Source organism: Acinetobacter sp. WCHAc010034, assembly GCF_001696615.3.
GTDB lineage: Bacteria > Pseudomonadota > Gammaproteobacteria > Pseudomonadales > Moraxellaceae > Acinetobacter.
This window is the reverse complement of the sequence record NZ_CP032279.1, coordinates 2802721-2827102: the sequence shown is the minus strand read 5'-3', so window position 1 is coordinate 2827102 and position 24382 is coordinate 2802721. Positions and strand designations below refer to the sequence as shown.

Genomic DNA, 24382 nt, shown 5'->3' with positions numbered 1-24382 from the left:
AAAGCCTGTATTACGCATACTTTCCTATAAAATATGCTTTTATTGGATTTTTAGCGTATTAACTATTTAGATGATTTTATTATAGCGCTTGAACTGCCTCATTTTCCTTTAGAAGTTCAAACGTCTTCGCGCAGGCAAGACTCTACTTTGGAAAGACCCAAAGTAGCAAAAGTCTTTTGTTGCCCATACACGGCATCCATGCCGTGATGGGCAACGTGCGGCATCCTTGCCGCACTCGCGTATCCAAATTTTACTTTACTCACGAGCCTAGAAAGCTAAAGGGATTTTCGCGGAGTCATTTAATAAAACTTAGCTACCATATAGCTAAGTTTTTAAATCTGTACCATACATAATTTGCCATAAAATATGATTTCAGGAGGTTTTTGGTATGGCTGCTATTTAGGTAATTAACTATAGCACCACTACTTCGCCTTAACTGCCTGCTTTTTCAAGCGGTAATCCAAAGCGGCCCGGCTGATGCCCAGCAAGCGCGCAGCCTCAGAAATATTTCTGCATGACCTCTGCATGGCATTTGCAATCAGCTGCCTTTCATGCTCTTCCAGGCAGAAGCCGGCCTGCAGCAGCGCATCTAAATTTACGGCTGCAGGCGCAGGTTCAGCATCCTGCTTAATCTGCGGAAATAGGCTGCTGAGCTTGATTTCCTGCTGGTGATCGGTCAGCAGCGTTGCGCGCTCCAGCAGGTTTTCCAATTCGCGGATATTGCCCGGCCATTCATAAGTCATGGCAAAATTTTTCGCTTTGTCGCTCAGGCCTTTCAGGTTTTTGCCGTACATATTTTCAAAACGGGATAAAAAATGCTGGATAAGCAGCGGAATATCGTCACGGCGCTCGCGCAAAGGCGGAATCGTCACCGGAAAAATATTCAGCCGGTAATACAGGTCTGCGCGGAAGCGCCCGTCCTTCACCGCCTGCTCCAGGTCTTCATTGCTGGCGGCCACAAGGCGCACATCGGCGGTCCGGGTCTGGTGATCGCCGACCCGCTCATATTCGCCTTCCTGAAGCATGCGCAGCAAGGCCGCCTGCGCCCGCGGCGACAGCTCAATCACTTCATCCAGGAAAATTGTGCCCTGATGCGCCCGCTCAAATTTCCCCATGCGGGTTTGCGTAGCGCCGGTAAATGCGCCTTTTTCGACCCCGAAAAGCTCCGCCTCAATCAAATCCGGCGGAATACAGGCGCAGTTCACGGCGACAAAGGGCTGGCCTTTGCGCAGGCTGCCCTCATGAATTCCGCGGGCAAAGGCTTCCTTGCCTACCCCGGTTTCGCCCTGCAGCAGCACCGCAACTTTGCTGCCGGCCGCCTTTTTCAGCAAATCGCATACATTGCGGTAAGCTGCCGATTCGCCAACCGAATTGAACATGGTGTAATCGGCTTCGACATTGCTGTAAATATTTTTCTTCAGCTCATTCAGCTCAGCCTGCAGCGCGATTAATTCATCCGATACCGGGTCCGGCGACATGAATTGAGTCAGCTCCTCGGCATTTTCCCATTCTTTCAGCGGCTTGCCGATAATTCGGCAGCAGTCATCGCCTTTTGCAACGCAATGGGTTTCCTGATAGATGATTGTTTGCCCCATGACCAGGCTGCTGTAGCCGCAGGCGTAGCCCAGCAGCATCCAGCAGGCCGGTTCATCTGAAGCGCCAAACTCATTCAGATGCACTTCGGCTTCAAATGAATTGCGCCAGTTGAAATCCGCATAAAACTGATGCTGATCATGATTCAGCTGCAGCTGATTGACTTCCACCTGCACCATGCCGCGGATGCCGTGCATTTGCGGGCCGGCCATAAAGGCTTCCGCTTCGTTCAAATTCGGCCGCAGCTTAGAGGTCACTTCGGCATCGCGCACGCCGGCCTGATAGCCGCAGCGGATAAAAAAGCGCTTGGTTCTTTCCCAGCCCAGCATGTCATGCAGGTCTTTTCTTAAAAAGCCCATAATGCTGCTGTGCATCAGCAGCATCCGGTTTTCTTCAAACCAGATTTTTCCGTGCCGGGTATCAAACTGAATTTTATCCAGCAGGTCCTGAATATCCTTATTCTTTTCTAAAATTTGGGTATAGAAGGCTGCATCTTTGGCTTGAGGCATGACTGAATATCCATCCTTGGCTATATGTCCGATGCCTTCATCTTAACCAATCCCGGCTGAAAAGCTTTACTACCTTATTGTCATAATAATATACCCGCAAGGTATTCATATTTTTACCAAATAAAATCAATCAGATAAAAATAATTCATGCTTCTGCTCAAACTGCGGACCGGCTGGCCTGAATTTTCCTCTCTTCATGATTTGATGAAACCGGCGCTTGCGCATTTCATCATTCAATGAAATTTCCGCGCTTCAAAAAAACCATAAAAACAGTAAACCATTGATTAAATTATATTAATTAAAGTTGGCACGGCTTTTGAAATGCATAGCTCAGGAAATAAAAAATTCGGCGCTGAAATGACTTCAGCGGCAAGAGACAGAAGGATGCTCAAAATGACCCCAGCCCTACCGCCGGATCAGCTGACCAAATACATCCGCATTACCGGTGAGCGCCATGCCAAGTTTGTTGAATTCGATTTCGCCATTCACGACCCGACTTTATTTGTCGAGCTGGTTCTGCCGCAGCAGGCTTTTCAGCACTTCTGCGCCATCAATCAGGTTGTGGAAATGACCGAGGAACAGCAGGCATGGAATGACGCGCAGGAAGACAAATGGCGCTATGGCGTTGAACCAACCCTGCTCAGCCCAGCCCGTGAATATTTAGATCAAGAAGATCCATCTTAAGCCCATAAGGAAATTGTGATGACTTTAGAAATTAAAACCTCCAGTTTAGAGCCGATCCGCCAAACCTATGCCTATATTGAGCGCCGTTTTGGCGGCAAGCCGGCAACCCGCTATCAGGAAGTCAGCTTTGATGTGCAGGGCGCAGCCAACTTTCATTACCGGCCGCTTTGGAAACCGGATAAAACCCTGAATGATCATACCCATACCACGCTGCAAATGCAGGACTGGTATGCCTTTAAAGACCCGCGCCAGTTTTATTACGGCGCCTATGTGCAGCACCGCGCGCGCCTGCAGGACAGCGCAGAAAGCAATTATGCCTTTTTTGAAAAGCGCGGCTTAGCCGCCAATATCAGCGCAGAAGTGAAAAAGAAGATCATCACCTGTTTCCTGCCCTTCCGCTATGTCGAGCAGACCGCCAACCTGCATATGATGTCCGGCAGCGCCTACGGCTACGGCACCGTCATTACCCAGGCCTGCATTTTCGCCGCCATGGACCGCCTAGGCATGGCGCAGTACATCTCGCGCATTGGCCTGCTACTGGACGGCAATACCGGCGAATCGCTGCAGCAGGCCAAAGAGGTTTGGATGCATGACCCGGCCTGGCAGCCGCTGCGCCAGCTGTGCGAACAGAGCCTGACTGAACAGGACTGGTTCAAGCTGTACCTGCTGCAAAATCTGCTGATTGACAGCCTGATGCAAGCTTTGGTCTACGGCCAGTTTGACCAGTGGCTGGTGGATCACGGCGCGCGCGATGTCGCGATGCTGACCGAATTCATGCAGGACTGCCTGGCCGATTTGCGCAAATGGTCAGACCCTGTGCTGAAGCTGGCGGCCGCCGAATCTGAGGCAAATAAAGCACTGCTGCAGCACTGGATGGCGGAACTGCTGCCTCAGGCGCAGCACGCGTTCAGCGCATGGGCAGCGCTGGCTTTAAATGATTCAGCAATTGAACCGGGCCTTGCTGCAATTGCCGAACGCAGCAGAAAAGCCGGCTTCGCCCCAATTGAAAAAGCAGCCTAAGGAATTGCCATCATGAGCTCTAAAGTTTATTTAGCCCTGCAGGACAACGACACATCGCGCTACATCATTGAAGCGATTGAGCAGGACAACCCGGAAGCCTCCATTCAATACCTGCCGGCGATGATCCGGGTGGAAAGCGCATCGCAGCTGGTCATCCGCGCCGAAACGGTTGCGGAAAAACTCGGACAGGACTGGGACATTCAGGAGCTGCAGCTCAACATGATCACGCTCGGCGGCAATGTCGATGAAGACGACGACACCTTTACCCTGAAATGGAATTAAAGCTTCGGCCCTTCAAAAGCTGAACAGTAAAAAATTGAACAGGATGATCAAGATGAATACTCAAGCAAAAACAGCGGCTGAAACCGCCGCTAAAAAACTGAATGCCAAAGACCGCTACCGCATGCTGACCCGCGATCTGGATTGGAAGTTTTCCTATGCAGACCGCAAAGATGCCTTCCCTTATGAAGAGTTTGAAGGCATCAAAATCACCGACTGGTCAAAATGGGAAGATCCGTTCCGCCTGACTATGGACTCTTACTGGAAATATCAGGCGGAAAAAGAGAAAAAGCTGTATGCGATTTTTGACGCTTTTGCCCAGAACAATGGCCAGATGAATGTCTCGAATGAGCGCTACATCAACGCCATCAAGCTGTTTTTAACTGCGGTGACGCCGCTGGAATATCAAGCCTATCAAGGCTATGCGCATGTAGGCCGGCAGTTCAGCGGCATCGGCGCGCGGATTGCCTCGCAAATGCAGTCAATTGATGAACTGCGCCATGTGCAGACCCAGATTCACGCCATGAGCCATTACAACAAGTTCTTTGACGGCTTTCAGGACTGGGCGCACATGCATGACCGCGTCTGGTACCTGTCTGTGCCGAAATCGTTCTTTGAAGATGCGCGTTCCGCCGGGCCTTTTGAGTTCCTGCTGGCGATCAGCTTCGCCTTTGAATATGTGCTGACCAACCTGCTGTTTGTGCCGTTCATGTCGGGCGCGGCCTACAACGGCGACATGGCGACCGTGACTTTCGGCTTCAGCGCGCAGTCAGACGAAGCGCGCCACATGACGCTGGGCTTGGAAATTGTGAAATTCCTGCTGGAACAGCATGAAGACAACGTGCCGATTGTGCAGGAATGGATTGATAAATGGTTCTGGCGCGGCACCCGCCTGCTGTCCATTGTCGGCATGATGATGGATTACATGCTGCCGAACAAAGTGATGTCCTGGAAAGAAGCCTGGGAAACTTACTTTGAAGAAGCCGGCGGCGCGCTGTTTAAAGACCTGAGCCGCTACGGCATCCGCATGCCGAAATATTCGGAAGTAATTGAAAAGGAAAAAGAGCACGTATCGCATCAGGCCTGGTGGATTTTCTACAACTTCGGCCATGCTGCCGGTTTCCATACCTGGATTCCCACCGATGAAGAAATGGACTGGCTGTCGGCGAAATATCCGGACACCTTTGACAAATACTACCGCCCGAAATGGGAGCTGGCGCGCAAGATGGAAGCGGAAGGCAAGCGCTTCTACAGCGCAGGCCTGCCGCAGCTGTGCCAGGTCTGCCAGATTCCAATGACCTTTACCGAAATGGACGGCGACCCAACCCAGTTCAGCTACCGTGACTCAGTCTATCAGGGCGAGCGCTACCACACCTGTTCAGACGGCTGCCATGACATATTTGAGCGCGAGCCGGAGAAATACATCCAGGCCTGGCTGCCGGTGCACCAGATTCTGCAGGGCAATTGCGGCGGGCCTGATTTAGAAACGATCCTGCGCGACTATTACAACTTCAATGTCGGCGCCGACAATCTGGATATTGAAGGCTCGCCGGATCAGCAGCGCTGGAAAAAATGGAAAGGCGTTGCATAAGCGCATACAGGAAAGCCGGCCATCGCATGATGCGGATGGCCTTCACTCAAGGAATTCAGGAGTATTCTCATGCCCGTACAAGCAATTCAGGACAACTATCAATTTGAGCCGCGCGACCTGCAGCAGCATTACGGCGGCAGCATGCTGCTGTTTATCGGCTGGGATCAGCACACCCTCTTCTGTTCAGCGCATGCATTTCTGGTTTCGCCGCAGCAGACGCTGCAGGACTTGATTGAGCAGCAGATTCAGGCCGGCTTTCATCAGCATCCGGATTTTGCACAGATTGACTGGTCCAAGGCGCAGTTCAGCTTAAACCGCCAGCCCTTGAATGCAGATTTTTCTAAAACGTTAAGCGATTTAGGCTTTGATCATAAATCGCTGCTGCGCTTTGTCACCCCGGGTTTAACCGGCTGGCAAGGCAGCCATGTCTAAAGGAGCGGCCACATGAGCTACCAAGTTACCATTGAGCCTCTCGGCACAGCCATTGATGTTGAGGAAGGCCAAACCATCCTAGACGCGGCATTGCGCCAAGGGGTATGGCTGCCCTTCGCCTGCGGCCACGGCACCTGCGGCACCTGCAAAGTCAAAGTCATCGACGGTTTTTATGACCTCGGCGAAGCATCCCCCTTTGCGCTGATGGATATCGAGCGCGAAGAAAATAAAGTGCTGGCCTGCTGCTGCAGGCCTGAATCTGACATGGTGATTGAAGCCGATGTCGATGAAGATGAGGATTTCCTCGGCTATCTGGTGCAGGACTATCAGGCCAAAGTGCTGGAAATCCGCGACCTTTCACCAACCATTAAAGGCCTGCGCCTGCAGATTGACCGGCCGATGGACTTTCAGGCCGGGCAGTACGTCAATATTCAATTTCCCAATATTGAAGGCACGCGCGCTTTTTCGATTGCCAATCCGCCAAGCGAATCCGGCGTGATTGAGCTGCATATCCGCCAGGTGCAGGGTGGCGCTGCCACCGCCTATGTGCATGAAGCGCTGCAGGCCGGCGATGAGCTGCAGATTTCAGGGCCTTATGGGCAGTTCTTTGTGCGCAAGTCAGATGCAAAAGACGTCATTTTCATTGCCGGCGGTTCAGGCCTGTCCAGCCCGCAGTCAATGATTTTAGACCTGCTGGAACAGGGCGAAACCCGCACCATTTACCTGTTTCAGGGCGCGCGCGATGTAGCCGAGCTGTACAACCGCAGCCTATTTGAGCAGCTGGTTAAAGACTACCCGAACTTCCGCTACATTCCTGCGCTGAATGCGCCGAAAGCCGAAGACGGCTGGACGGGCTTCACCGGCTTTGTGCATGAAGCGGTTGCGGATTATTTTGAAAACAAGTGCAGCGGGCATAAAGCCTACCTGTGCGGCCCGCCGCCGATGATTGACGCCGCCATTTCCACCCTGATGCAAAGCCGGCTGTTTGAAAAAGACATTCATACCGAGCGCTTTTTAAGCGCGGCCGACGGCGCTGCCGGACAGTCCCGCTCAGCGCTGTTCCGGCACATTTAAGCGCGCCCAAATGCGGATATTTAAAGGCTTTAAATATCCAGAAATCAGAACCCTCATGGTTCTTGCCCTTTTCGGATGATCTGTTTCATGTCCGTTCCAGATCATCCGATCCTATTGCAATATCAAAGGAAGATAAAAATGAACCGTCAAGAAATCGACAGATTAGTCAAGCAAATGAATGTGGACACCGCCTCTGGCGCAGTGGATCAGCGCGTGCAGCAGATTGTGGTGCGCCTTTTGGGCGACTTGTTCCAGGCCATTGAAGACTTGGATATTTCTCAAAGCGAAGTCTGGAAAGGCTTAGAATACCTGAGCGATGCCGGCCAGGCCAATGAGCTTGGGCTGCTGGCTGCCGGCTTAGGCCTGGAGCATTATCTGGACCTGCGCGCCGATGAAGCGGACGCCAAAGCCGGAATTGCAGGCGGCACGCCGCGCACGATTGAAGGCCCGCTGTATGTTGCCGGCGCGCCGGAATCTGTCGGCTTTGCCCGCATGGATGACGGCACAGAATCCGGCCATATTGATACGCTGATTATTGAAGGCGCCGTCACCGATGGCGCGGGCAATATTATTCCGAATGCCAAAGTGGAAATTTGGCATGCCAATGGCCTCGGCAATTATTCTTTCTTTGACAAGTCCCAGTCCGATTTCAACTTGCGCCGCACGATTTTAACCGGCGCCGATGGCAAATACACCGCTTTAACCACCATGCCGGTCGGCTACGGCTGCCCGCCTGAAGGCACAACGCAGGCTTTGCTGAATAAGCTGGGCCGCCACGGCAACCGCCCGTCCCATGTGCATTATTTCATTTCTGCGCCGGGCTTCCGCAAGCTGACCACGCAACTCAACATTGAAGGCGACAAATACCTGTGGGATGACTTCGCTTTCGCCACGCGCGACGGATTGATCGCCGCCGCCGCAGATGTTGCGGATGAAGCTGAAATTGCGCGCCGCGGTTTGGACAAGCCTTTTAAGCACATCACCTTCAACTTTGAACTGGTCAAAGACGCGGATCAGGCGCCAGCAGCCGAAGTCGAGCGCCACCGCGCCAGCGCTTAATGCAGTGCCGGCGCCACTCAAGCCTGCTTTGATGGCGCCGCCGCCGACTCACAATAATCGACCCGCCCTGAAGCGATTCAGCGCCAACGGTCACCTTAAAAATCATTGAAAAGGATATTCTATGAAAAAAACCGCTCAGCAGCTTGCCCTCGCCGCCCTGTTCAGCCTTGCTGCAATTCCAGCTTTTGCCACCGAAAACGGCGCGGATTCATTCGCCTTAGGCGCGGAAGGCATGATGGCCGGCGCGCTGCCGTCTCCAGGCCTGTATTTGCTCAGCTATTATCAAAATTACCATGCCGGCAGTTTTGAGCGCGGGCCGGAAGGCTTCCACCTTGATGTCAATGCCGTCATCCCGCGCTTAGTCTGGATGACTGAACAGAACTATCTTGGCGGCCAGCTGGGCTTTTATGCGGCCCAGCCTCTGGTCGATTTAAGATTGGCTGCGGCCGGCATGTCTGACAGCAATGCGGCCTTGGGCGATTTAGTTCTAGGCTCCATGCTGGGCTGGCACAGCGGCAGCCATCACTGGATTGGAGCCATTGAAGGTGTTTTAGCCACCGGACAGTATGATGCGCCGTCAGCCGCGCGGCCTGTGGTGGCCAATACCGGCAAGAACTACAACACCATCCGGCCGATTATCGCCTACAGCTATGCTCCGGCAAACGGCCTGGATATTTCCGCCAAGCTGTCTTACAGCTTTAACGATGAAAATGACGATACGCATTACAAATCCGGCGAATATTTTGCCGGCGACTACAGCGTCGGCTATAAGCTCAGCGAGCATGTCAAGCTGGCGGTGCAAGGCTATGCGTTCAAGCAGGCCACGTCCGACCGGGTCAACGGCGCCGATATTGGCCAGAAAGGCCAAGTGCTTGCTGTAGGCCCCGCCATCCAGTATCAGGATGAAAACTGGTCAATTGAAGCCAAATACTTAAAAGAAAGCCGTGTGGAAAACCGCCCCGAAGGGCATACCGGCCTGCTGAAACTGGTCTGGGCTTTTTAGCACCACGCTTCCAGCCCCGCCTGAGGCGCATCCTAATGTGGCAAGGCTGCTTATGCGCATTGCCGGGCTATGCCGATAGCCCGGCTGCTGGGAAAGTCCTAAGTTGGGTTATCCCCTGCCGATGCGCTGCGCCAGCTTTTCAATATTCGCCGTGATTTCCTCCGGCGTATGGGCAGCGTAGCCGAACAGCACCGCGGCTTTGGCATAGGCGCTTTGGCAATAGCGCGATAAGGGCTGAACGGCCAGATCTGCTTCCACACACTTCTCAATAAAACCCTGCTCCGTCCACCCGCCTTTCAGCCAGCAGACCAGATGAATGCCGGAGTCTGTAGGCTGAACCTCCAATACCTCCGGCAGAAACTGCTGAAGCGCCGCAATTAAAGCCTGCTGGCGTTCGTGGCAGGCTTTGCGGACTTTGCGCACATGCCGCGCATAGTGGCCTTCCTGAATGAACAAAGCCAAAGCAGCCTGCTCCAGATAGGAACTGCGCGTGTCGGTATGATATTTGGCAAAACTGAAAGCTTCGGTTAAAGCTTCCGGCACAACCATGAAGCCTAAGCGGAATTCAGGAAACATCATTTTGGAAAAAGTGCCGGAATAAATTACCCGCTGCTGCTGGTCCAGCCCCTGCAGCGCCTGAATGGGATGCGTGCCGTATCTGAACTCACTGTTGTAGTCATCTTCAAAAATCCACTTTTGCCGGCTTGCCGCCCATTCCAGCAGCGCAAATCTGCGGCTTAGGCTCAGCGTGCCGCCTAAAGGAAACTGGTGAGACGGCGCAGTATAAATCAGCCGGCTTTCAGGATAGCGGCTGATCAGCTCCGGGATTTTCATTCCCTCATCATCGCTGCCGGCCGGATGAACCTGCAGGCCGAAGCTGCGGAAAATGCTTAAGGCCGCGTCATAGCCCGGCTCATCCAGACAGACCTGATCCTGCGGCTGCAGCAGCGCATAGGCCGCCAAATGGATCGCCTGCTGCGTGCCGTTCACAATCAGAATCTGCTGTTCATTGCAGTTCAGCCCCCGCGTGGAACGCACATAAGCGCAAATGGCCTGACGCAAAGGCAGATAGCCGCGGCAGTCATGCTGCTGCCCTAACTGGCTGCGGGACTGGCGCCAGGCGCGCCCCAATAATTTCCCCCACAGCTGATGCGGAAATAAATCAACACAGCCGACCCCAACATGAAATATTTTTTTCCCCTGCCCTGAGATATTCTGCTGCCGCCAAGCCTGCAGCAGGCCGGCGATGTGAGGGTTGATATTCAGACGCTGAGGCTGGCTTCTTGAGGGCTGCTTTAAGTCCTGCTGAACATGAATCAATTGATCCGGAATGATTTCAGCCACATAGGTGCCGGAACTCGGCTTAGTGACCAGATAGCCCTCATCCAGCAGGCGCTCTACCGCAGCCAGTACCGAATTTCTGGAAATCGACATCATTTCCGCCAAGGCGCGGCTGGACGGCAGCTTGGTGCCGGAGCTCAGGCGCCCATCCAGCACCGCATCGCGCAAAGCGCTGTATAAGCCGTCTTTAATCTGCCCTGCAGGCAAAATCAGATGCGGGAAATAAGCAGATGCCGGTGCAGCCATAATCAGAACTGGTACTGTCAAAAATATCAGAAGTGTATCTTATAAAAATACCACAGCAAAAACTACACTCAGCTGCTCCAGCGCAAAACATTGAGAAAAAATCAGCATCCAGCTCAAGCGATTTGCGGACCTCCATTCATAATCAACACCTCTCAGGGACGGGCTTATGCACTCTCCGCAGCATTCTTTGCGCCATTATTCATCAGACCTGATGCATCCGGTCATTGCCGGGCTGGTCTCAGTCATTGTGAATTATGGCGGCACTTTTATTCTGATCTTTCAGGCCGCAAAAGCAGCAGGTCTCAGCCCTGAACTCACCGCATCATGGGTTTGGTCTATTTCCATCGGCGTCGGCATTACTGGAATATTATTAAGCTGGCTCAGCCGGGAACCGGTAATTACCGCATGGTCTACCCCGGCAGCTGCCTTCCTGATCACAGCGCTGGCAGCGGTGCCCTATGCCGAAGCCATTGGCGCCTATCTGCTTTCCGCGCTGGCCTTTGTCATTTTAGGGCTCACGGGATATTTTGAAAAACTGATCCGCTTCATTCCGCCCAGCATCGCTTCAGGCTTGCTGGCGGGAATCCTGCTGCAGTTCGGCATCGGCGCGTTTTCCAGCATCAGCATCGACCCAGTTTTAGCCATAATGCTGTTCCTGATTTACCTGCTGGCGAAGCGGATTTCCGCACGATATGCCGTGGTCAGCGTGCTGGTTTTCGGCTTCATTTTTTTGCTGCTGCAGGCGCGGATTGATTTTTCCGGTTTTGCGCTGCAGCTGGCCAGCCCGGTTTTTACTGCGCCGGAATTTTCAGTCAATGCGCTGCTCAGCGTCGCCCTGCCCTTATTTTTAATCACCTTGACAGGCCAGTATATGCCCGGCCTGCTGGTGCTGCGCAATGACGGCTATCAAACCGGCCTAAGGCCGATTCTTAGCCTGACCGGCTTGGGGTCCTTGATCATGGCGCCATTCGGCTCGCATGCATTTAATCTGGCGGCCATTACCGCGGCCATCTGCACAGGCCCGGAATCGCATCCAGACCCGTCAAAGCGCTGGATTGCAGGGATTGCTGCCGGAATTTTCTATATTCTGGTCGGCATCTTCGGCGTAACGCTGGCGGCCTTATTTACGGCGTTCCCCGCCGCATTCATCAGCACGCTGGCCGGCCTTGCGCTGCTTGGAAGCATTGCCGGAAGCCTTGCAAATGCCATGAGCGACAGCGCAGCCCGTGAAGCATCGCTGATTACCTTCCTGGCAGCCGCAGCCGATATCTCCCTGTTCGGCATTGGCGGCGCTTTCTGGGGGCTGGTTTTCGGCTTAATTTCCTATGCCATTTTAAATGGCAAATTCTGGAAAAAATAAGCCCTGATGTTCAGGGCGCAATCAAAGGCCAATGCCTAAGCTTAAGCAGCTGCTTCTCGCCAAAGCCCGGCATTCTTTTACCGAATGCTGGGGCTGCTGAAATCAAAAAGGAAGCACGGCGGAGCCTGCGCGCAGGCATATCCGCGGATGCGCATCAGCAAACTGGTACTGTCAAAAATATCAAAAGTGTGCCTTATCAAGATACCGCAATAAAAACTACACTCGTTTCTCCTATTTCATCATCCCCCAGCATAACGGAGAATATCAGTGGAAAATTCAGCGATTCAAATTGCCCCGGCAGCGCAGCAGGACTACCCGCAGTGGGTGGAATATTGGCTGGCTTACCAGAACTTTTACAAAGTGGCGCTGTCCAGCGCGGTAACGCAAAGCACATGGCAGCGCTTTTCTGATGATGCAGAGCCGGTTTATTGCGCCGTCGCCAAACATGGCGGACAGGTTTTAGGCTTTGTGCATTACGTCATCCACCGCTCCACGTGGGCCGAACAGAATTTCTGCTATCTGGAAGACTTATATGTTTCATCCGAAGCCCGCGGCCAGCAGATCGGCAAGCGCCTGATCGAATATGTGCAGCAGCAGGCGCTTCATCAGCACTGCGCGCGTTTATACTGGCACACACAGGAAAGCAACCGCACGGCGCAGAAGCTCTATGACTGGATTGCGGAAAAGCCGGGCGTGATTGAATACCGCATGCCTTTAAACTGATGCAGCAAAAACCGGAAGCGCTCTGTTTCCGGTTTTTATGTCAGGCAGGACAGCAGCGGAACGCATGGCATCATCCGCATCTGATCTGCACCGGCAGCTGCCGCTTAGGAATCATCAGGCAGCAGCGCCTGATGCAGCCTTTGCACAGTCCGGCTGATTTCCGCTTCAGTGAGGGCCGCGAAGCCAAAGCGGATATGAAAGCTGCCGGCTGCAGGGTCAGGCGCCGAACCGAAATCATATTCTGAGTCAATCTGCAGCAGCCTTAAAGCTTCGGCATGCTGCGGCTGATAAGGAAAGTTGAATTTCACCCATAAGGCCATGCCGCCGGCAGGAGCCGCAATTGCCGCCCGGCAGTCAAAAACCTGCTGAAAGGCCCTGAGCGCAAAATCCCTGCGCTGCTGGTAAATCTTGCGCATTTTGCGGATATGGCGCTTAATTTCCCCCTGCTGCATCAGCTCAGCCATCGCCAATTCAGTAATAGCATTGCCCTGCTTATCAATCAGCAGAATGTCCTGCTTCATCGCCTGAACAATCTGCAAGCCGGCGACCACATAGCCAATCCTTAAACTGGGCGCAAATACTTTAGACAGCGAGCCGATATGAATGACTTTATCCGCTGCCGGCAGGCTGATCAGCGGCGGAACCGGCCGGCTGTCATAATGGAATTCGTGGTCATAATCATCTTCAATAATATAAAAATCAAAAGCTTTAGACAGTTCCAGCAGCTTCAGCCGGCGCTCCATCGGCATCGTCACAGTGGTTGGATACTGGTGATGCGGCGTGGTATACACGGCAGCGACCGCATGCGCGGACAAAATTTCAGTCAGGTGCTCCGTATCCAGGCCATGCCGGTCTAGGCGCACCCGGATAATCTGATAATGATTGGACAGAAAAGTTTCCACTGCCGGCGGGTAAGCCCATTGCTCCACAACAATGACACTGCGCTGCGGCTGGTGCCGGGCAAGAACGCGGGCCGCCAGAAAAATCCCCATCTGGCTGCCGCGGACCACACAGATATTCTCTGCGGAAGCCTGAATAAAGCGTTCCATAGACAGCATATGCAGCAAGGCCTGGCGAAGCTCGGAACTGCCTTGCGGATCGCCGTAGCCCATAATTTGATGGCGCGTAACCTGAATCAGCGCATGCCGGTATGCGCGGGAAAACAGTTCATACGGAATCAGCCGGTTGTCAGGAACACCGTCATTTTTCATCTGCACCTGGGCTGATGCTGCCGGCGCGGCCTGCTGCAGCTGAACAGAAGCAGCAGGCTGAGCATTCAAGTCCGGCAAATATTCGGAAACAAAAGTGCCCTGCCGCGCTTTTGAAACCAGCCAGCCCTGCGCTTCCAAATCTTCATATACCGACTGCACGGTTTTGCGGTTAATGCCAAGCTCATCCGCCAGCGTCCGTGAACCGGGCAAGCGCGCGCCCTGAGTCAGCCTGCCGGACAGAATCTCCTGAATCACCTGATTAGCCAGCTTTAAAAAAAGCGTTTTCTCTTCCCGGTCTGCCAGATGCAGGCGGATTTTCCAAGGCTGGCGCATAAGCTTCTGGCCCATATAAGTTTTAAAAACTGGATATTTTAATTAATCCACAGAATTTTTATTCTGCACTGGCCCTGACGGCAAATCAACTGAACAAGAGGCTTTTATGGAAACAGCATTGCTTGATAAGCAGCAATTGATGCAAAGCGCGCAGCAGAACATGCAGGAGCTTTTTCAAGATTCAATTTATACCGAGCGGCAGAAGCTGGCGCTCAGCTGCCGCATTTTATTTGATCACGGGCATGATGCCGGGCTGGCGGGGCAAATTACCTGCCGCACCGCGCAAGGCAATGCCTTTATCACCCAGCGTTTCGGCTTGGGCTTTGATGAAATTACCGCGCAGAACCTGCTGGAAGTGGATGAAGACCTTAAGCCCTTAAATGGCCAAGGCATGGCGAATCCGGCCAACCGCTTCCATACCTGGATTTATAAGCAGCACCCGGAAGTCAACTGCATCATCCATACCCATCCCACGCATATCGCAGCCTTGTCCATGCTGCGCGTGCCCTTAGCCATTTCCCAGATGGATACCTGCGCTTTATATCAGGACTGCTCTTTCGTGGCCGAATGGCCGGGCGTTCCCGTAGGCAATGAGGAAGGCATTTTCATTTCAGAGGCGCTGGGGAAAAACCGCGCGGTTTTACTGTCGCATCACGGCCAGCTGGTGGCCGGCAAAACAATTGAAGAGGCCTGCAACTTAGCCATTTTAATTGAGCGCGCCGCCCGCCTGCAGCTGCTGGCGATGGCCGCCGGGCAAATTCAGCCGATTCCGCATGAACTGGCCAAAGAAGCGCATGACTGGGTCTCTACAGACAAGCGCAATCAAGTCAATTTCGCCTATTACGCGCGCAAGGCTTTAAAAAACCATCCGGACTGCATAGAGGAGCAATCACAATGAAATTAGCAGGCATTATTGCTTACCCAGTTACGCCATTTAAGCCGGACACTCAGGAGGTGGATTTTGACGCGCTCGCAATCACCCTGAATGCTTTGCTGGAGCATCAGTGTGACGCCATTGCGCCACTCGGCAGTGCGGGAGAAAGCGCTTATTTGTCCTGGCAGGAATGGCAGCAGGTCGCGCAGAAAAGCATTGAAACAGTCAATCACCGTGTGCCGGTCATTCTGGGCATCTCTGAGCTGACCACAGCGATGGCGGTGCAGAAAGCGCAGAAAGCTGAAGAGCTTGGCACAGACATTATTATGCTCATGCCGGTATCCTACTGGAAACTGAATGATCAGGAAATCTATGACTATTATCAGCAGGTCGCTGCCGCCACCAAGCTTCCAATCATGGTCTATAACAACCCGGCAACCAGCGGTGTGGATATGGCGCCGGAGCTGATTGTGAAAATGCATCGGGAAATTGAAAATATCTGCATGGTGAAAGACAGCACCGGCGATATTCAGCGCATGCATAAATTTCATGAATTAACTCAGGGCGAGCTGCCATTTTATAACGGCTGCAACCCGCTGGCGCTTGAGGCATTTTGCGCCGGCGCCAGCGGCTGGTGCACGGCCGCGCCGAATCTGCTGGGCGGACTGCCCAGCCAGTTGTACCAAGCCATCCAGCAAGGCGATTTAAGCCATGCTCAGACGCTGTTTTATCAGCAATTGCCTTTGCTGCGCTTTATTGTGCAGGGCGGCCTGCCGAAAACTGTCAAAGCAGGATTAAATGAGCTGGGCTTCTGTGCCGGCGAGCCTAGAAAGCCATTGCAGAAGGCCAGCGCAGCGGAAATTCAGCAGCTGAAGTCCTTAATGAAATCCGCAAGGGCGGCTTCAGCTTAAAAGCATTGAATGCTCTGCATAGGTGAGGACAATTCCTTGCTTATGCAGAAATTAATGCTGAGAAAGAGGTTTGCATTGAGTAAAGGAAATTAGCCCGCTTGCTGATAATAAGGCACGCTTCCATTCACAGTTGCCCGGTGCATAATCCTGTGCGCATCGCCATAGTCAAATAAAGCCTTATGCTGGGTGCAGCGGTTATCCCAAATCGCGACATCGCCTTCCCGCCATTTCCAGCGCAAATGGAATTCTTCCTTCACCGCATGCTGAAATAGGAAAGCCAGCAACTCATCGCTTTCAGCTTCAGGCAGCTCATTAATTCGCGTCGTAAAGCCTTCATTTACAAACAGGATTTCTTCACCTGTTTCAGGATGGCTGCGCACAGCAGGATGAATCACAGGCGGATTTTTACGGAATGAGCTTTCCAGCTTTCCGCGTTCTTCAGCTGTGGCGCCAAAACGCTCCAGAGGGAAAGATTTGCGGATATCATGCGTGGCTGTCAGGCCGCGCAGCTTATTCCGCAGTTCTGCCGGCAAAGCGCGGAATGCCGCCGTGCCGCTGGCCCAAAGCGTATCTCCGCCGAATTCCGGAATTTTGACCGCCTGCAGCACGCAGCCCAAAGGCGGCGCTTGGCTGAACGTCACATCGGTATGCCACAGCTCATTGTCGCGCAAATCCTGACGGCGGCTGTCTAATACAATCACTTCAGGCGCATCATCCAGCGCAGGGTAAATCGGATGGATATGCAAAGTCCCAAAAGCCTTTGCAAGCTTGACCTGAGCTTGCGCGCCCAGCTGCTGATTTCTAAAAAAGATCACCTGATATCGCAATAAAGCCGCCTGAATTTCCGCGGCCAGCTGTTCATCGGCCCGGTTCAAATCCAGATTTTCTATAACTGCGCCAATATTGGGATTAATCGGTTTAATGTGCAATGACATGACTGCTCCTCTATAGCTGCTGGCCGTACCAGGGCGCCAGCTGCTTCTGCAGCCAGCGTAAAAATAATTCAAAACTTACCGCGACAAGCGCAATGACAATAATGCCGAGAATAACCGTATCGGTGATTAAGAATTGCGCTGCCGACTGCACCATGAAGCCGATGCCGCGGTCTGCAGCCACCAATTCGGCTGCCACCAGCGTCGACCAGCCGACGCCTAAGCCAATGCGGATGCCGGTTAAAATCTGCGGCAAGGCTGCCGGCAAAATAACATAGCGCAATACCTGCCAGCGCGTTGCGCCTAAAGATAGGGCCGCGCGTTCACGGTTCTGCTGATGGCTTAAAACCCCATGCACGGTGCTGATAATGACCGGCGCTAAAATTGAAAAGAAAATTAACAGGATTTTGGTTGTTTCGCCGATGCCGAACCAAATGACCAGCAATGGCAAATAGGCCAGCGGCGGAATGGGGCGCAGCAGCTCAACCAGAGGGTCAAGCGCAGCGCGCACCCATTTATTCAGGCCCATCCATAAGCCAACAGGCACGCCAATAATTACTGCGGCGGTCAGCGCGCTGAATACGCGGCCAATGCTTTCGGCAAGGTGCTGCCCAAGCGTGGCCTGCATAAAGCCCTGCCGGCTCACTTCCAGGAATTTCTGCCAAACCGATGCAGGGCTGGGCAGAAACAGTTCAGGAATGAGCTGCAAAGCTGCTGCCGCAAGCCAAAGCGCCAACACAGCCAAAACGCTGCCGATGCTTAACAGCAGGCTTAAATGCTTTCTCAGCAATGCATTCAGCGCTGCAGCTGCCGCCGGAAAATGGCCCTGCAGCTGCTCAGATTCCGGCGCAGAAATAGATTTTTGAGTGATCTTCTCAAGCTGAGTGCTCATTGCTTACCCCTCCAGCGCATGCAGTTTTTGATCTTTCAGGCGCTCAAACAGCTGTTCGCGCAGCTGAATAAAGCGCGGATCAGACTTAATGGCGCGGACAGATTCCCCTTGGCGGTAGCGCTGCGCGAAATCCAGATGTAAAGTTTCAACGATTGTGCCCGGCCGCGCCGCCATCAATACCAGCTGATTGCTGAGCAGCAATGCTTCCTCAATGTCATGCGTAATCAGAAAGAAGCCTTTGTCTTCCTTAATCCATAAATTCAGCACAAATTCCTGCATATTTTCACGGGTAAAGGCATCCAGCGCGGCGAACGGCTCATCCAGCAGAATAAACGGCGCATGGCTGATTAAAGCGCGCGCAATGCCGACACGCTGCTTCATGCCGCCGGACAGCTCCCAAATATTCGACTCAGCCGCATGCAGCAAGCCTACAGCAGCCAGAATACGCTCAACCTGAGGCTTAATGGCCGGCGCTTTCAAGCCCTGCAGCTTCAGGGAAAAAGCCACATTTTCCGCCACAGTCAGCCACGGCAGCAAAGCATGTTCCTGAAACACCACGGCGCGCCGCGCATCAGGCGCGCTAAGCGCTTCATCATCAATTTTTACCGCGCCTGAATCGACCTGCTGAAAGCCTGCCAGAATATTCAGCAGCGTGGTTTTGCCGCAGCCGGATTCTCCGAGAATCACCGTTAATGATGATTCCGGAATCTCCAGACTGATGTTTTTAAGCACGGCTGCCGCCTGACCCGGATACTGCAGCGTGATATTTTCAGCTTTTAAGATGCTCATTTTCAGATCCTTAAGGCTTGAGAAATTCGGCAGTGACATGATCGCCATAGTCCGCTTTAAGCTGATCCACCTTGCCTTGCGACTTCAGGAAAGCGGCGGTGTCCAAAATGTTTTTGGCAAATTCGCCCTGCAGGCTTTGCGCCTGCTGCTGCCGGTTCAAATAGATATTGCCCGACAGCAGCAGCGGAATATCCTGAGGAGCTGAACCGGTCAATTCCGCAATTTTCTTCACATTGCCGGCATCCGCTTCAAACGCTTTGGGATCTTTGCTGTATTGATCGATTTGCTTTAAAGAGGCTTGCACAAATGCTTTTAAGAATTGCGGATTTTTCCCGGCAAAGTCTTTGCGGACAACCCATACATCAAATGTTGGCGCGCCCCACTCCCCGACCTGCCTGGAATCGGTTAAAACTTTGCCGGTCTGCAGCGCTTTGCTGAGCGCCGGCTCCCACACATAGGCAGCGTCAATATCGCCGCGTTCCCAGGCGGCTGAAATTTCAGGCGGGCGCAAATTGATGATCTTGACTTGGCTGTCGGAAATATTCCAATGCTTTAATGCGGACAGCAGGCTGTAATGCGCTGTCGAAACAAAAGGGACGGCAACCGTTTTGCCGATCAGGTCCTGCGGGTTTTGAATGCCGGACCTGCTGCTCACCGCAAGGGCTTCAGAACCGCCTAATTTAGACGCAATAAAAAATACTTCAATAGGCAAATTGCGGCTGGCTGCCGCCGCCAAAGGGCTGGTTCCGATATTTCCGATATCCACATCGCCGGAGGCCAAAGCATTAACAACGTCTGCTCCGGTATCAAATTTTTTCCACTGAATCGGCTGCTGGCTGGCTTTTTCATAATCTCCATTCGCTTGCGCAACTTTTGATGGATCGACGCCGGTCTGATAGGCAATCACCACTGCAGGCTGCGCTTTTGCAGCGGCATGCGCTGCCGTTTCAGGAGCTGAAGTTTTATTCTGAAAATAAATAAAAGCGGCAACCGCAGCAATGACGATAGCCGTAATGATTAATGGTTTTGATTTATTGCTCATATATTTTTCGTGCAAAGCGGTAACTGACGCCTATGCTAGCCAGCCGGCTTTATGATGAAAAATAACTTAATTGGCATTATTTATCATAATTCGGCATTTATAAATATTTGATATATATAGGTGAATTAATAATATGTTTAGCTGCTTTAAGTGCAGCCGCGCTATGCAGTGGCAGAACATGCAGGCGGCGCGCCATATGCGTATAATTTAATGCCTTATTTCCGCCACTTCCCAATCTGCTCTGCCCCTTCCAATACTTCGATGTGGTAATACTGGATATAGTCTTGTTTTTTTATTAGAAATTTACTAACTCTTTATTTTCGAGTTATTTGATAGAATAATCCCGCTTCCAGACATAGGGATAATAAATGTTCAAAAATATAAAGTTCGTTAAATTTTTATTGGGGCTGACTGTACTTACCGTATCAACGCTCGGCTTTACGAAAGGCAGTGAAGAAAAGGAATGGCAGCATGTTTATGATGTTAGAGAAGCCTTTTACGAGAAAAATATCGGCAAGTTACCGAATGATATTATGAAAGCAGCTCACCTCTTCGGCATTTGGCCAGGAGGCGGCTTTTACGTAATTCCTGCCGACAAAATCAACAAAGGGTTATGGGTATATTCCACCTTTGGATTTAGTAATGCTGATATGCCAACAGACATGAAAGCTGCAAATGTTAAAGTTGAGCATGACAATCAAGGACGAGTAACCTCAGCCTCATTAAAATTAGAAAAGAAAAATAAGACCATCCCCTCATCTAAAAAAGCTGGTTATGGGTATGAAATTCTCATGATTACCAAAGAAAATGCTGAATGGCCACTTTGGTTTATGCAGTGGTCAGCAAACATCGTTCTAGTAAATGATGTAGATCTATTGGCAAGAGTAGAGAAAAATAATGGTTTAACTGTTGAAGCAATCCCTGTCGGTAATGGCACAATTAATGTGTTAATTGCTAAAGCACAAAAACCGCTACCTACAAGCTTAACCTTACCCAATGGAAATATGCAGTTCTTAATTGCCACAGTTATTACAGAGCAAGAAATGCAGTGGTCTATTGAAAATGGGCATGCTGCTTTATTGGAAAAACTTATAGATAGCGGTATAGGGCAGATTAGTGACTGCAATCGATCATCAATAGTGAAGTAACTATTTCCATCAATTAATTGTTACTTCACCTTCACCTAAAAACTTAAAACCAGGAGAGCCGACGAGTAGATGAAGCCCATCACTACTTTTTTGATAATTAATCGCAATATCAATATGCTTCTGTCTTCGACATAGAGTCGAATGATCTGGTGCTGTCCAGTCTAATAAGGCTTTTAACAAAACCTGTGACCATACGTAAAGAGAGTCGAAATAGAAATTTAATCATCAAACAGCATTGAATAGCTGTATCGGAATAAGTTTGATTTCGACCTTGTTTGCCTTTAGGTTGTGCATACCATTGAGTAGCAGGATCAAACCAAATGAAATCTTTCCCCGATTGATTAAGGTCTGATTATAAAAAGATCAATTCGTTGTGCCGTAGATTTCGGGTACTGGCTTCTTCATTTCGAAATTATATCGCTGAAGGTGCCTTCAAAAATAGCTTTGTGCAACAAAGCCACTGGGCTATAGCCATATTCTAAAGTTACGTCATTTCTTGCCCAGAAAATGGAATGGGGGAAGAGTAATATTTCTCTTCGTATTTAATTTCACAACTGAATGCCTTTTATAAATCATATACCAAACTGTTTGACATTCCACCGCACAGCGGTGGAACGAGGCAAAATGGGAGTTTTCTGCTATTTCATCACAAATCAAATTTTAATAAGCTCACCTTGCGATATATTAAAACCTCCGGGTTCATTTTTTTTCATTAAATTTATTAAATATTCACAAAACCTCATTCCCGTATCAACAACTTGTTCTAAATTTTCATCATAACAATAAACCTCATCATTAAAACTTGTTTGAATAAAATAATATTTTGATTCATTCTCAACAGAAAATACAAAGGGTTTATTTAAGAAATCCCAAGCTCCTATTTCTTGTAAATCATTAAAAAAATTTATTTGAAAAAGCAGCTGGGATCTTACGCTCCATGATTTTCTATAAATAACAAGCGAATCATCCCCCATAAACCCACCATCACAACGCCCTATCTTTTCCAAGAAACATTTAAAATCATCCTTGACATCAATATTATATAATCGCTCAATTTGAGATATTTCATCTGGGCTATAACCTTTGATAAACTCTGGACTTGAAATTATTTCTGCACAAGCATTTTTTCAGAATAAACTTACATCACTGATTATCCCTGATACGGTTTGGCTTATTGGTCAAAACAGTTTTACCGGAAACAAAATTACAGAACTGGTACTGGGTTCTGGTGTAAAAATGCTCGGAAATTATGCATTTAAAGACAATGCTATAAGTATGGTCACAGTGTATGCTGTTATACCGCCGAAGGTTGAATCTGACAGCTGGCCGCCTTTCGATGGCAATCCTATTGCTTCAATTCGAGTACCTGCAGAATCTGTAAATGCATATAAAGCAGCTGAGTATTGGTCAAGCTTCAGTTCCATCATTACAGCTATTTAATGAATTTAGCATAGGCATTTTCAATCATGCCTAATCCCAAAATCCTGATTAAGCGTTAAACAGGATTCCCCTGATGGAATAAAAACTGTCCTCAATTCATGATGACTTCAAAAGTAATTTCACTTTTATGGAGTCATCATGACCGAGTTTCATCACGGCATTACAACGCGTGAAGCGCCCATTGGAAAAATTCCAATCCGCAATGCGGATACCAACATAATTGCAATGCTCGCCTTCGCGGATGATGCCGATGAAGACGCCTTTCCGCTCAACACGCCTGTCCTGGTCACATCAATCAACCGCGCGCTGCCCAAAGCCGGCGCTTCAGGAAACCTGCGCAAAAATCTGGAAATTATTTCACAGATTACATCGCCTACCCTGGTCGTGATCCGCATTGAAAATCCGTTCTCTGACGGAGACTTTGACCAGTCGAAGGTCATCGGCACAACAGATGTAGTTGGACAGCGCACAGGCCTGCAGGCATTGCTCACGGTTAAATCTGCGCTGGGCATTACGCCAAAAATCATCTGCGTTTCTGATACCGAAACTATCGATGTGGCCAATGCGCTGGGCGCAATCTGCAAAAAACTCCGCGCCTACGCTTACATCACCCCGCGCAATGAAAACGGTGCAATGCTGCCGACCGCTGAAGCAGTCGCCGGTTTCCGCAAGATGCTGGCATTCCGCGAGATTGAGCTGATCTGGCCGGAGTGGACAAGCGGCAATGTTTTCTTTGGTACAAATAATGAGGACGAACTAGGATGAATCTTAAATATGGTCCAGGCATTTACACCGCTGCAGTAGCCGCCGCAGCGCTGCGCGCCGAAACGGACAAAAAAACAGGCTTCCATAAATCTCTTTCAAACATTGCTGTGGCAGGCCCTACCGGCATCAGCATGCCGATCACTTGGGATCTTGAAGATCCGGATACCGATGCCGGCTACCTGAACAGCAATGACATCACAACGATGATCATGCATGACGGCCCGCGCTTCTAGGGCAACCGCAATTGCTCTGATGACCCGCGCTTTGCTTTTGAAGTCGCCACACGCACAGCGCAGTTCCTGCTGGACACCATCATCAATGGCTGCTTCCCTTTTATTGACCAGCCCCTTACGCCATTTCTGGCCAAAGACATCATCGACACGATTAATGCCAAATTGACGGAGCATGTCAATGCCAAGCGCCTGATCGGCGCATCTGTTTGGTATGACGAGGCAGAAAACTCAATTGAAGGACTGTCACAGGGCCTGATGTGGATTGACTACGACTTCACCCCAGTTCCAACGCTGGAGAACCTAGGCCTCAATCAGCGCATTACAGACCGCTATCTGGTCGACTTTGGCCAGTTAATCAATAACGCTGCTTAACAGGAGCTGGATGCAATGCTTCCACGTACTTTGAAAAATTTTAATGTGTTTGTTGATACACATTCCTGGGCAGGTGTCGCTGAAGAAGTCACCATTCCCAAAATCACCAAGAAAACTGAAGACTTCCGCGGCGCAGGCATGATCGGTGATGTAGCGCTGGCAATGGGCTACGAAAAGATGGAAGGCGAAGTTACCTATGCTGGCTTTGATGTCAAGCAGTACCGCCAGCTTGGCGTCTGCGGCACTTCCGATTTGCCGGTGCGGTTCGTGGGAATTTATGAGCGTCAGGACGACTGCAGCATTCAGAATGTCGAAATTTATACCCGCGGCCAAGCCACTGAACTTGATCCCGGCAGCTCCAAGAATGGCGAAAAAACTGAAACCAAAATCACTTACAACTACAGCTATTACCGTCTGGAAGTCGATGGTGTGATTGAAGTCGAACTCGACTTTATCAATGGCACCGAAAAATTCGGCGGCAGCGATTTGGCAGCAGAAATCAAAAAGCTGCTTGGCCTATAGGGTC

General features: G+C 51.0%; 26 protein-coding genes and 1 pseudogene. 18 read left to right on the top strand and 9 right to left on the bottom strand.

The genetic code is table 11. The annotated features are described in order from the left end of the window. Positions 1-422: 422 nt before the first annotated feature. Complete coding sequence (mobR, locus tag BEN74_RS15205; protein ID WP_068911785.1) at positions 423-2102, bottom strand: phenol degradation transcriptional regulator MobR; 1680 nt, start codon at positions 2100-2102, stop codon at positions 423-425. Positions 2103-2495: 393 nt separating this feature from the next. Here mobR and BEN74_RS15200 point away from each other — a divergent pair, with 393 nt between their 5' ends. The 8 genes from BEN74_RS15200 (at position 2496) to BEN74_RS15165 (ending at position 9244) form a co-directional block, all read left to right on the top strand. After that, positions 2496-2786 (top strand): phenol hydroxylase subunit, encoded by a 291-nt coding sequence (locus BEN74_RS15200; RefSeq protein WP_068912005.1) that lies wholly within the window; start codon positions 2496-2498, stop codon positions 2784-2786. A gap of 18 nt (positions 2787-2804) precedes the next feature. After that, positions 2805-3806: an aromatic/alkene monooxygenase hydroxylase subunit beta gene (locus BEN74_RS15195; RefSeq protein WP_068911783.1), complete on the top strand. Its 1002-nt coding sequence runs from the start codon at positions 2805-2807 to the stop codon at positions 3804-3806. Positions 3807-3818: 12 nt separating this feature from the next. Next, complete coding sequence (locus BEN74_RS15190) at positions 3819-4088, top strand: MmoB/DmpM family protein (RefSeq protein WP_068911781.1); 270 nt, start codon at positions 3819-3821, stop codon at positions 4086-4088. Positions 4089-4140: 52 nt separating this feature from the next. Further along, positions 4141-5676, top strand: a complete 1536-nt coding sequence (locus BEN74_RS15185; protein ID WP_068911779.1) for an aromatic/alkene/methane monooxygenase hydroxylase/oxygenase subunit alpha — start codon at positions 4141-4143, stop codon at positions 5674-5676. Positions 5677-5745: 69 nt separating this feature from the next. Further along, on the top strand, positions 5746-6108 hold the full coding sequence (locus BEN74_RS15180) for a phenol hydroxylase subunit P4 (RefSeq protein ID WP_068911777.1): 363 nt from the start codon (positions 5746-5748) through the stop codon (positions 6106-6108). Between the two features lie 12 nt (positions 6109-6120). Next, on the top strand, positions 6121-7182 hold the full coding sequence (locus BEN74_RS15175) for an NADH:ubiquinone reductase (Na(+)-transporting) subunit F (protein ID WP_068911775.1): 1062 nt from the start codon (positions 6121-6123) through the stop codon (positions 7180-7182). A 138-nt stretch (positions 7183-7320) separates the two neighbouring features. Then, the gene (catA, locus tag BEN74_RS15170; protein ID WP_068911773.1) at positions 7321-8241 is read left to right on the top strand and encodes a catechol 1,2-dioxygenase; all 921 of its coding nucleotides are present in this window, start codon (positions 7321-7323) and stop codon (positions 8239-8241) included. 121 nt (positions 8242-8362) lie between these two features. Beyond that, on the top strand, positions 8363-9244 hold the full coding sequence (locus BEN74_RS15165) for a SphA family protein (protein WP_068911771.1): 882 nt from the start codon (positions 8363-8365) through the stop codon (positions 9242-9244). Positions 9245-9352: 108 nt separating this feature from the next. Here the strand turns inward: BEN74_RS15165 and BEN74_RS15160 are convergent, their stop codons facing one another. Next, on the bottom strand, positions 9353-10831 hold the full coding sequence (locus BEN74_RS15160; RefSeq protein WP_068911769.1) for a PLP-dependent aminotransferase family protein: 1479 nt from the start codon (positions 10829-10831) through the stop codon (positions 9353-9355). A 166-nt stretch (positions 10832-10997) separates the two neighbouring features. Between BEN74_RS15160 and BEN74_RS15155 the strand changes: the two genes are divergently transcribed. Together BEN74_RS15155 and BEN74_RS15150 are read left to right on the top strand one after the other, a co-directional pair. Beyond that, positions 10998-12191 (top strand): benzoate/H(+) symporter BenE family transporter, encoded by a 1194-nt coding sequence (locus BEN74_RS15155; protein WP_068911767.1) that lies wholly within the window; start codon positions 10998-11000, stop codon positions 12189-12191. A gap of 267 nt (positions 12192-12458) precedes the next feature. After that, entirely contained in the window at positions 12459-12914 is a 456-nt protein-coding gene (locus tag BEN74_RS15150; RefSeq protein WP_068911765.1) for a GNAT family N-acetyltransferase, read from the top strand. A gap of 104 nt (positions 12915-13018) precedes the next feature. On the opposite strand, the gene BEN74_RS15145 is transcribed toward BEN74_RS15150, so the two are convergent. Further along, positions 13019-14458: a PLP-dependent aminotransferase family protein gene (locus tag BEN74_RS15145; protein ID WP_068912003.1), complete on the bottom strand. Its 1440-nt coding sequence runs from the start codon at positions 14456-14458 to the stop codon at positions 13019-13021. Between the two features lie 106 nt (positions 14459-14564). On the opposite strand from BEN74_RS15145, the gene BEN74_RS15140 reads away from it, so the two are divergent. Then, positions 14565-15356: an aldolase gene (locus BEN74_RS15140; RefSeq protein WP_068911762.1), complete on the top strand. Its 792-nt coding sequence runs from the start codon at positions 14565-14567 to the stop codon at positions 15354-15356. Continuing rightward, positions 15353-16243, top strand: a complete 891-nt coding sequence (locus tag BEN74_RS15135) for a dihydrodipicolinate synthase family protein (RefSeq protein ID WP_068911760.1) — start codon at positions 15353-15355, stop codon at positions 16241-16243. The genes BEN74_RS15140 and BEN74_RS15135 overlap by 4 nt, the downstream gene beginning before the upstream one ends. Before the next feature lie 89 nt (positions 16244-16332). Here BEN74_RS15135 and tauD read toward each other — a convergent pair whose 3' ends face one another. Genes tauD through tauA form a run of 4 tightly spaced genes read right to left on the bottom strand, consistent with a single transcriptional unit; the run spans position 16333 to position 19898 of the window. Then, a complete protein-coding gene (gene tauD, locus BEN74_RS15130; RefSeq protein ID WP_068911757.1) occupies positions 16333-17178 on the bottom strand; it encodes a taurine dioxygenase in 846 nt (281 codons plus the stop codon). Between the two features lie 10 nt (positions 17179-17188). After that, positions 17189-18067 carry a taurine ABC transporter permease TauC gene (gene tauC, locus BEN74_RS15125; protein ID WP_068911755.1) on the bottom strand — a complete coding sequence of 293 codons (879 nt, stop codon included), beginning with the start codon at positions 18065-18067 and terminating at the stop codon, positions 17189-17191. Positions 18068-18070: 3 nt separating this feature from the next. Further along, positions 18071-18856 carry a taurine ABC transporter ATP-binding protein gene (locus BEN74_RS15120; RefSeq protein ID WP_068912001.1) on the bottom strand — a complete coding sequence of 262 codons (786 nt, stop codon included), beginning with the start codon at positions 18854-18856 and terminating at the stop codon, positions 18071-18073. Between the two features lie 10 nt (positions 18857-18866). After that, entirely contained in the window at positions 18867-19898 is a 1032-nt protein-coding gene (gene tauA, locus BEN74_RS15115; RefSeq protein WP_068911752.1) for a taurine ABC transporter substrate-binding protein, read from the bottom strand. A 368-nt stretch (positions 19899-20266) separates the two neighbouring features. On the opposite strand from tauA, the gene BEN74_RS15110 reads away from it, so the two are divergent. Then, positions 20267-21046: a suppressor of fused domain protein gene (locus BEN74_RS15110; protein WP_068911750.1), complete on the top strand. Its 780-nt coding sequence runs from the start codon at positions 20267-20269 to the stop codon at positions 21044-21046. A 24-nt stretch (positions 21047-21070) separates the two neighbouring features. Here BEN74_RS15110 and BEN74_RS15105 read toward each other — a convergent pair. Together BEN74_RS15105 and BEN74_RS15100 are read right to left on the bottom strand one after the other, a co-directional pair. Beyond that, positions 21071-21451, bottom strand: a pseudogene (locus tag BEN74_RS15105) (transposase); the annotation flags it as partial. 248 nt (positions 21452-21699) lie between these two features. After that, positions 21700-22101 (bottom strand): hypothetical protein, encoded by a 402-nt coding sequence (locus tag BEN74_RS15100; RefSeq protein WP_265936597.1) that lies wholly within the window; start codon positions 22099-22101, stop codon positions 21700-21702. A gap of 28 nt (positions 22102-22129) precedes the next feature. On the opposite strand from BEN74_RS15100, the gene BEN74_RS15095 reads away from it, so the two are divergent. The 5 genes from BEN74_RS15095 to BEN74_RS15080 all read left to right on the top strand — a co-directional run bounded on the left by BEN74_RS15095 (position 22130) and on the right by BEN74_RS15080 (position 24378). Further along, positions 22130-22486, top strand: coding sequence for a leucine-rich repeat protein (locus BEN74_RS15095; RefSeq protein WP_068911745.1), 357 nt, complete (start codon positions 22130-22132; stop codon positions 22484-22486). A gap of 138 nt (positions 22487-22624) precedes the next feature. Continuing rightward, the gene (locus tag BEN74_RS15090) at positions 22625-23251 is read left to right on the top strand and encodes a hypothetical protein (RefSeq protein ID WP_068911742.1); all 627 of its coding nucleotides are present in this window, start codon (positions 22625-22627) and stop codon (positions 23249-23251) included. After that, complete coding sequence (locus tag BEN74_RS19735) at positions 23248-23484, top strand: hypothetical protein (protein ID WP_228200360.1); 237 nt, start codon at positions 23248-23250, stop codon at positions 23482-23484. The genes BEN74_RS15090 and BEN74_RS19735 overlap by 4 nt, the downstream gene beginning before the upstream one ends. A 66-nt stretch (positions 23485-23550) precedes the next feature. Beyond that, positions 23551-23856, top strand: coding sequence for a hypothetical protein (locus BEN74_RS19730; RefSeq protein WP_322900145.1), 306 nt, complete (start codon positions 23551-23553; stop codon positions 23854-23856). Between the two features lie 15 nt (positions 23857-23871). Further along, entirely contained in the window at positions 23872-24378 is a 507-nt protein-coding gene (locus BEN74_RS15080; RefSeq protein ID WP_068911740.1) for a phage major tail tube protein, read from the top strand. Positions 24379-24382: the final 4 nt, after the last annotated feature.

What these genes read in the sequence shown, in the direction of transcription:
- BEN74_RS15155 (WP_068911767.1), top strand. Translation starts at nt 10,998, where the DNA reads ATGCACTCTCCGCAGCATTCTTTGCGCCATTATTCATCAGACCTGATG.
- BEN74_RS15190 (WP_068911781.1), top strand. Translation starts at nt 3,819, where the DNA reads ATGAGCTCTAAAGTTTATTTAGCCCTGCAGGACAACGACACATCGCGC.
- BEN74_RS15165 (WP_068911771.1), top strand. Translation starts at nt 8,363, where the DNA reads ATGAAAAAAACCGCTCAGCAGCTTGCCCTCGCCGCCCTGTTCAGCCTT.
- BEN74_RS15195 (WP_068911783.1), top strand. Translation starts at nt 2,805, where the DNA reads ATGACTTTAGAAATTAAAACCTCCAGTTTAGAGCCGATCCGCCAAACC.
- BEN74_RS15110 (WP_068911750.1), top strand. Translation starts at nt 20,267, where the DNA reads ATGTTCAAAAATATAAAGTTCGTTAAATTTTTATTGGGGCTGACTGTA.
- BEN74_RS15160 (WP_068911769.1), bottom strand. Translation starts at nt 10,831, where the DNA reads ATGGCTGCACCGGCATCTGCTTATTTCCCGCATCTGATTTTGCCTGCA.
- BEN74_RS15175 (WP_068911775.1), top strand. Translation starts at nt 6,121, where the DNA reads ATGAGCTACCAAGTTACCATTGAGCCTCTCGGCACAGCCATTGATGTT.
- tauA (WP_068911752.1), bottom strand. Translation starts at nt 19,898, where the DNA reads ATGAGCAATAAATCAAAACCATTAATCATTACGGCTATCGTCATTGCT.
- BEN74_RS15180 (WP_068911777.1), top strand. Translation starts at nt 5,746, where the DNA reads ATGCCCGTACAAGCAATTCAGGACAACTATCAATTTGAGCCGCGCGAC.
- BEN74_RS15135 (WP_068911760.1), top strand. Translation starts at nt 15,353, where the DNA reads ATGAAATTAGCAGGCATTATTGCTTACCCAGTTACGCCATTTAAGCCG.
- mobR (WP_068911785.1), bottom strand. Translation starts at nt 2,102, where the DNA reads ATGCCTCAAGCCAAAGATGCAGCCTTCTATACCCAAATTTTAGAAAAG.
- BEN74_RS15080 (WP_068911740.1), top strand. Translation starts at nt 23,872, where the DNA reads ATGCTTCCACGTACTTTGAAAAATTTTAATGTGTTTGTTGATACACAT.
- tauC (WP_068911755.1), bottom strand. Translation starts at nt 18,067, where the DNA reads ATGAGCACTCAGCTTGAGAAGATCACTCAAAAATCTATTTCTGCGCCG.
- BEN74_RS15090 (WP_068911742.1), top strand. Translation starts at nt 22,625, where the DNA reads ATGACCGAGTTTCATCACGGCATTACAACGCGTGAAGCGCCCATTGGA.
- BEN74_RS15200 (WP_068912005.1), top strand. Translation starts at nt 2,496, where the DNA reads ATGACCCCAGCCCTACCGCCGGATCAGCTGACCAAATACATCCGCATT.
- catA (WP_068911773.1), top strand. Translation starts at nt 7,321, where the DNA reads ATGAACCGTCAAGAAATCGACAGATTAGTCAAGCAAATGAATGTGGAC.
- BEN74_RS15140 (WP_068911762.1), top strand. Translation starts at nt 14,565, where the DNA reads ATGGAAACAGCATTGCTTGATAAGCAGCAATTGATGCAAAGCGCGCAG.
- tauD (WP_068911757.1), bottom strand. Translation starts at nt 17,178, where the DNA reads ATGTCATTGCACATTAAACCGATTAATCCCAATATTGGCGCAGTTATA.
- BEN74_RS15120 (WP_068912001.1), bottom strand. Translation starts at nt 18,856, where the DNA reads ATGAGCATCTTAAAAGCTGAAAATATCACGCTGCAGTATCCGGGTCAG.
- BEN74_RS19735 (WP_228200360.1), top strand. Translation starts at nt 23,248, where the DNA reads ATGAATCTTAAATATGGTCCAGGCATTTACACCGCTGCAGTAGCCGCC.
- BEN74_RS15185 (WP_068911779.1), top strand. Translation starts at nt 4,141, where the DNA reads ATGAATACTCAAGCAAAAACAGCGGCTGAAACCGCCGCTAAAAAACTG.
- BEN74_RS15145 (WP_068912003.1), bottom strand. Translation starts at nt 14,458, where the DNA reads ATGCGCCAGCCTTGGAAAATCCGCCTGCATCTGGCAGACCGGGAAGAG.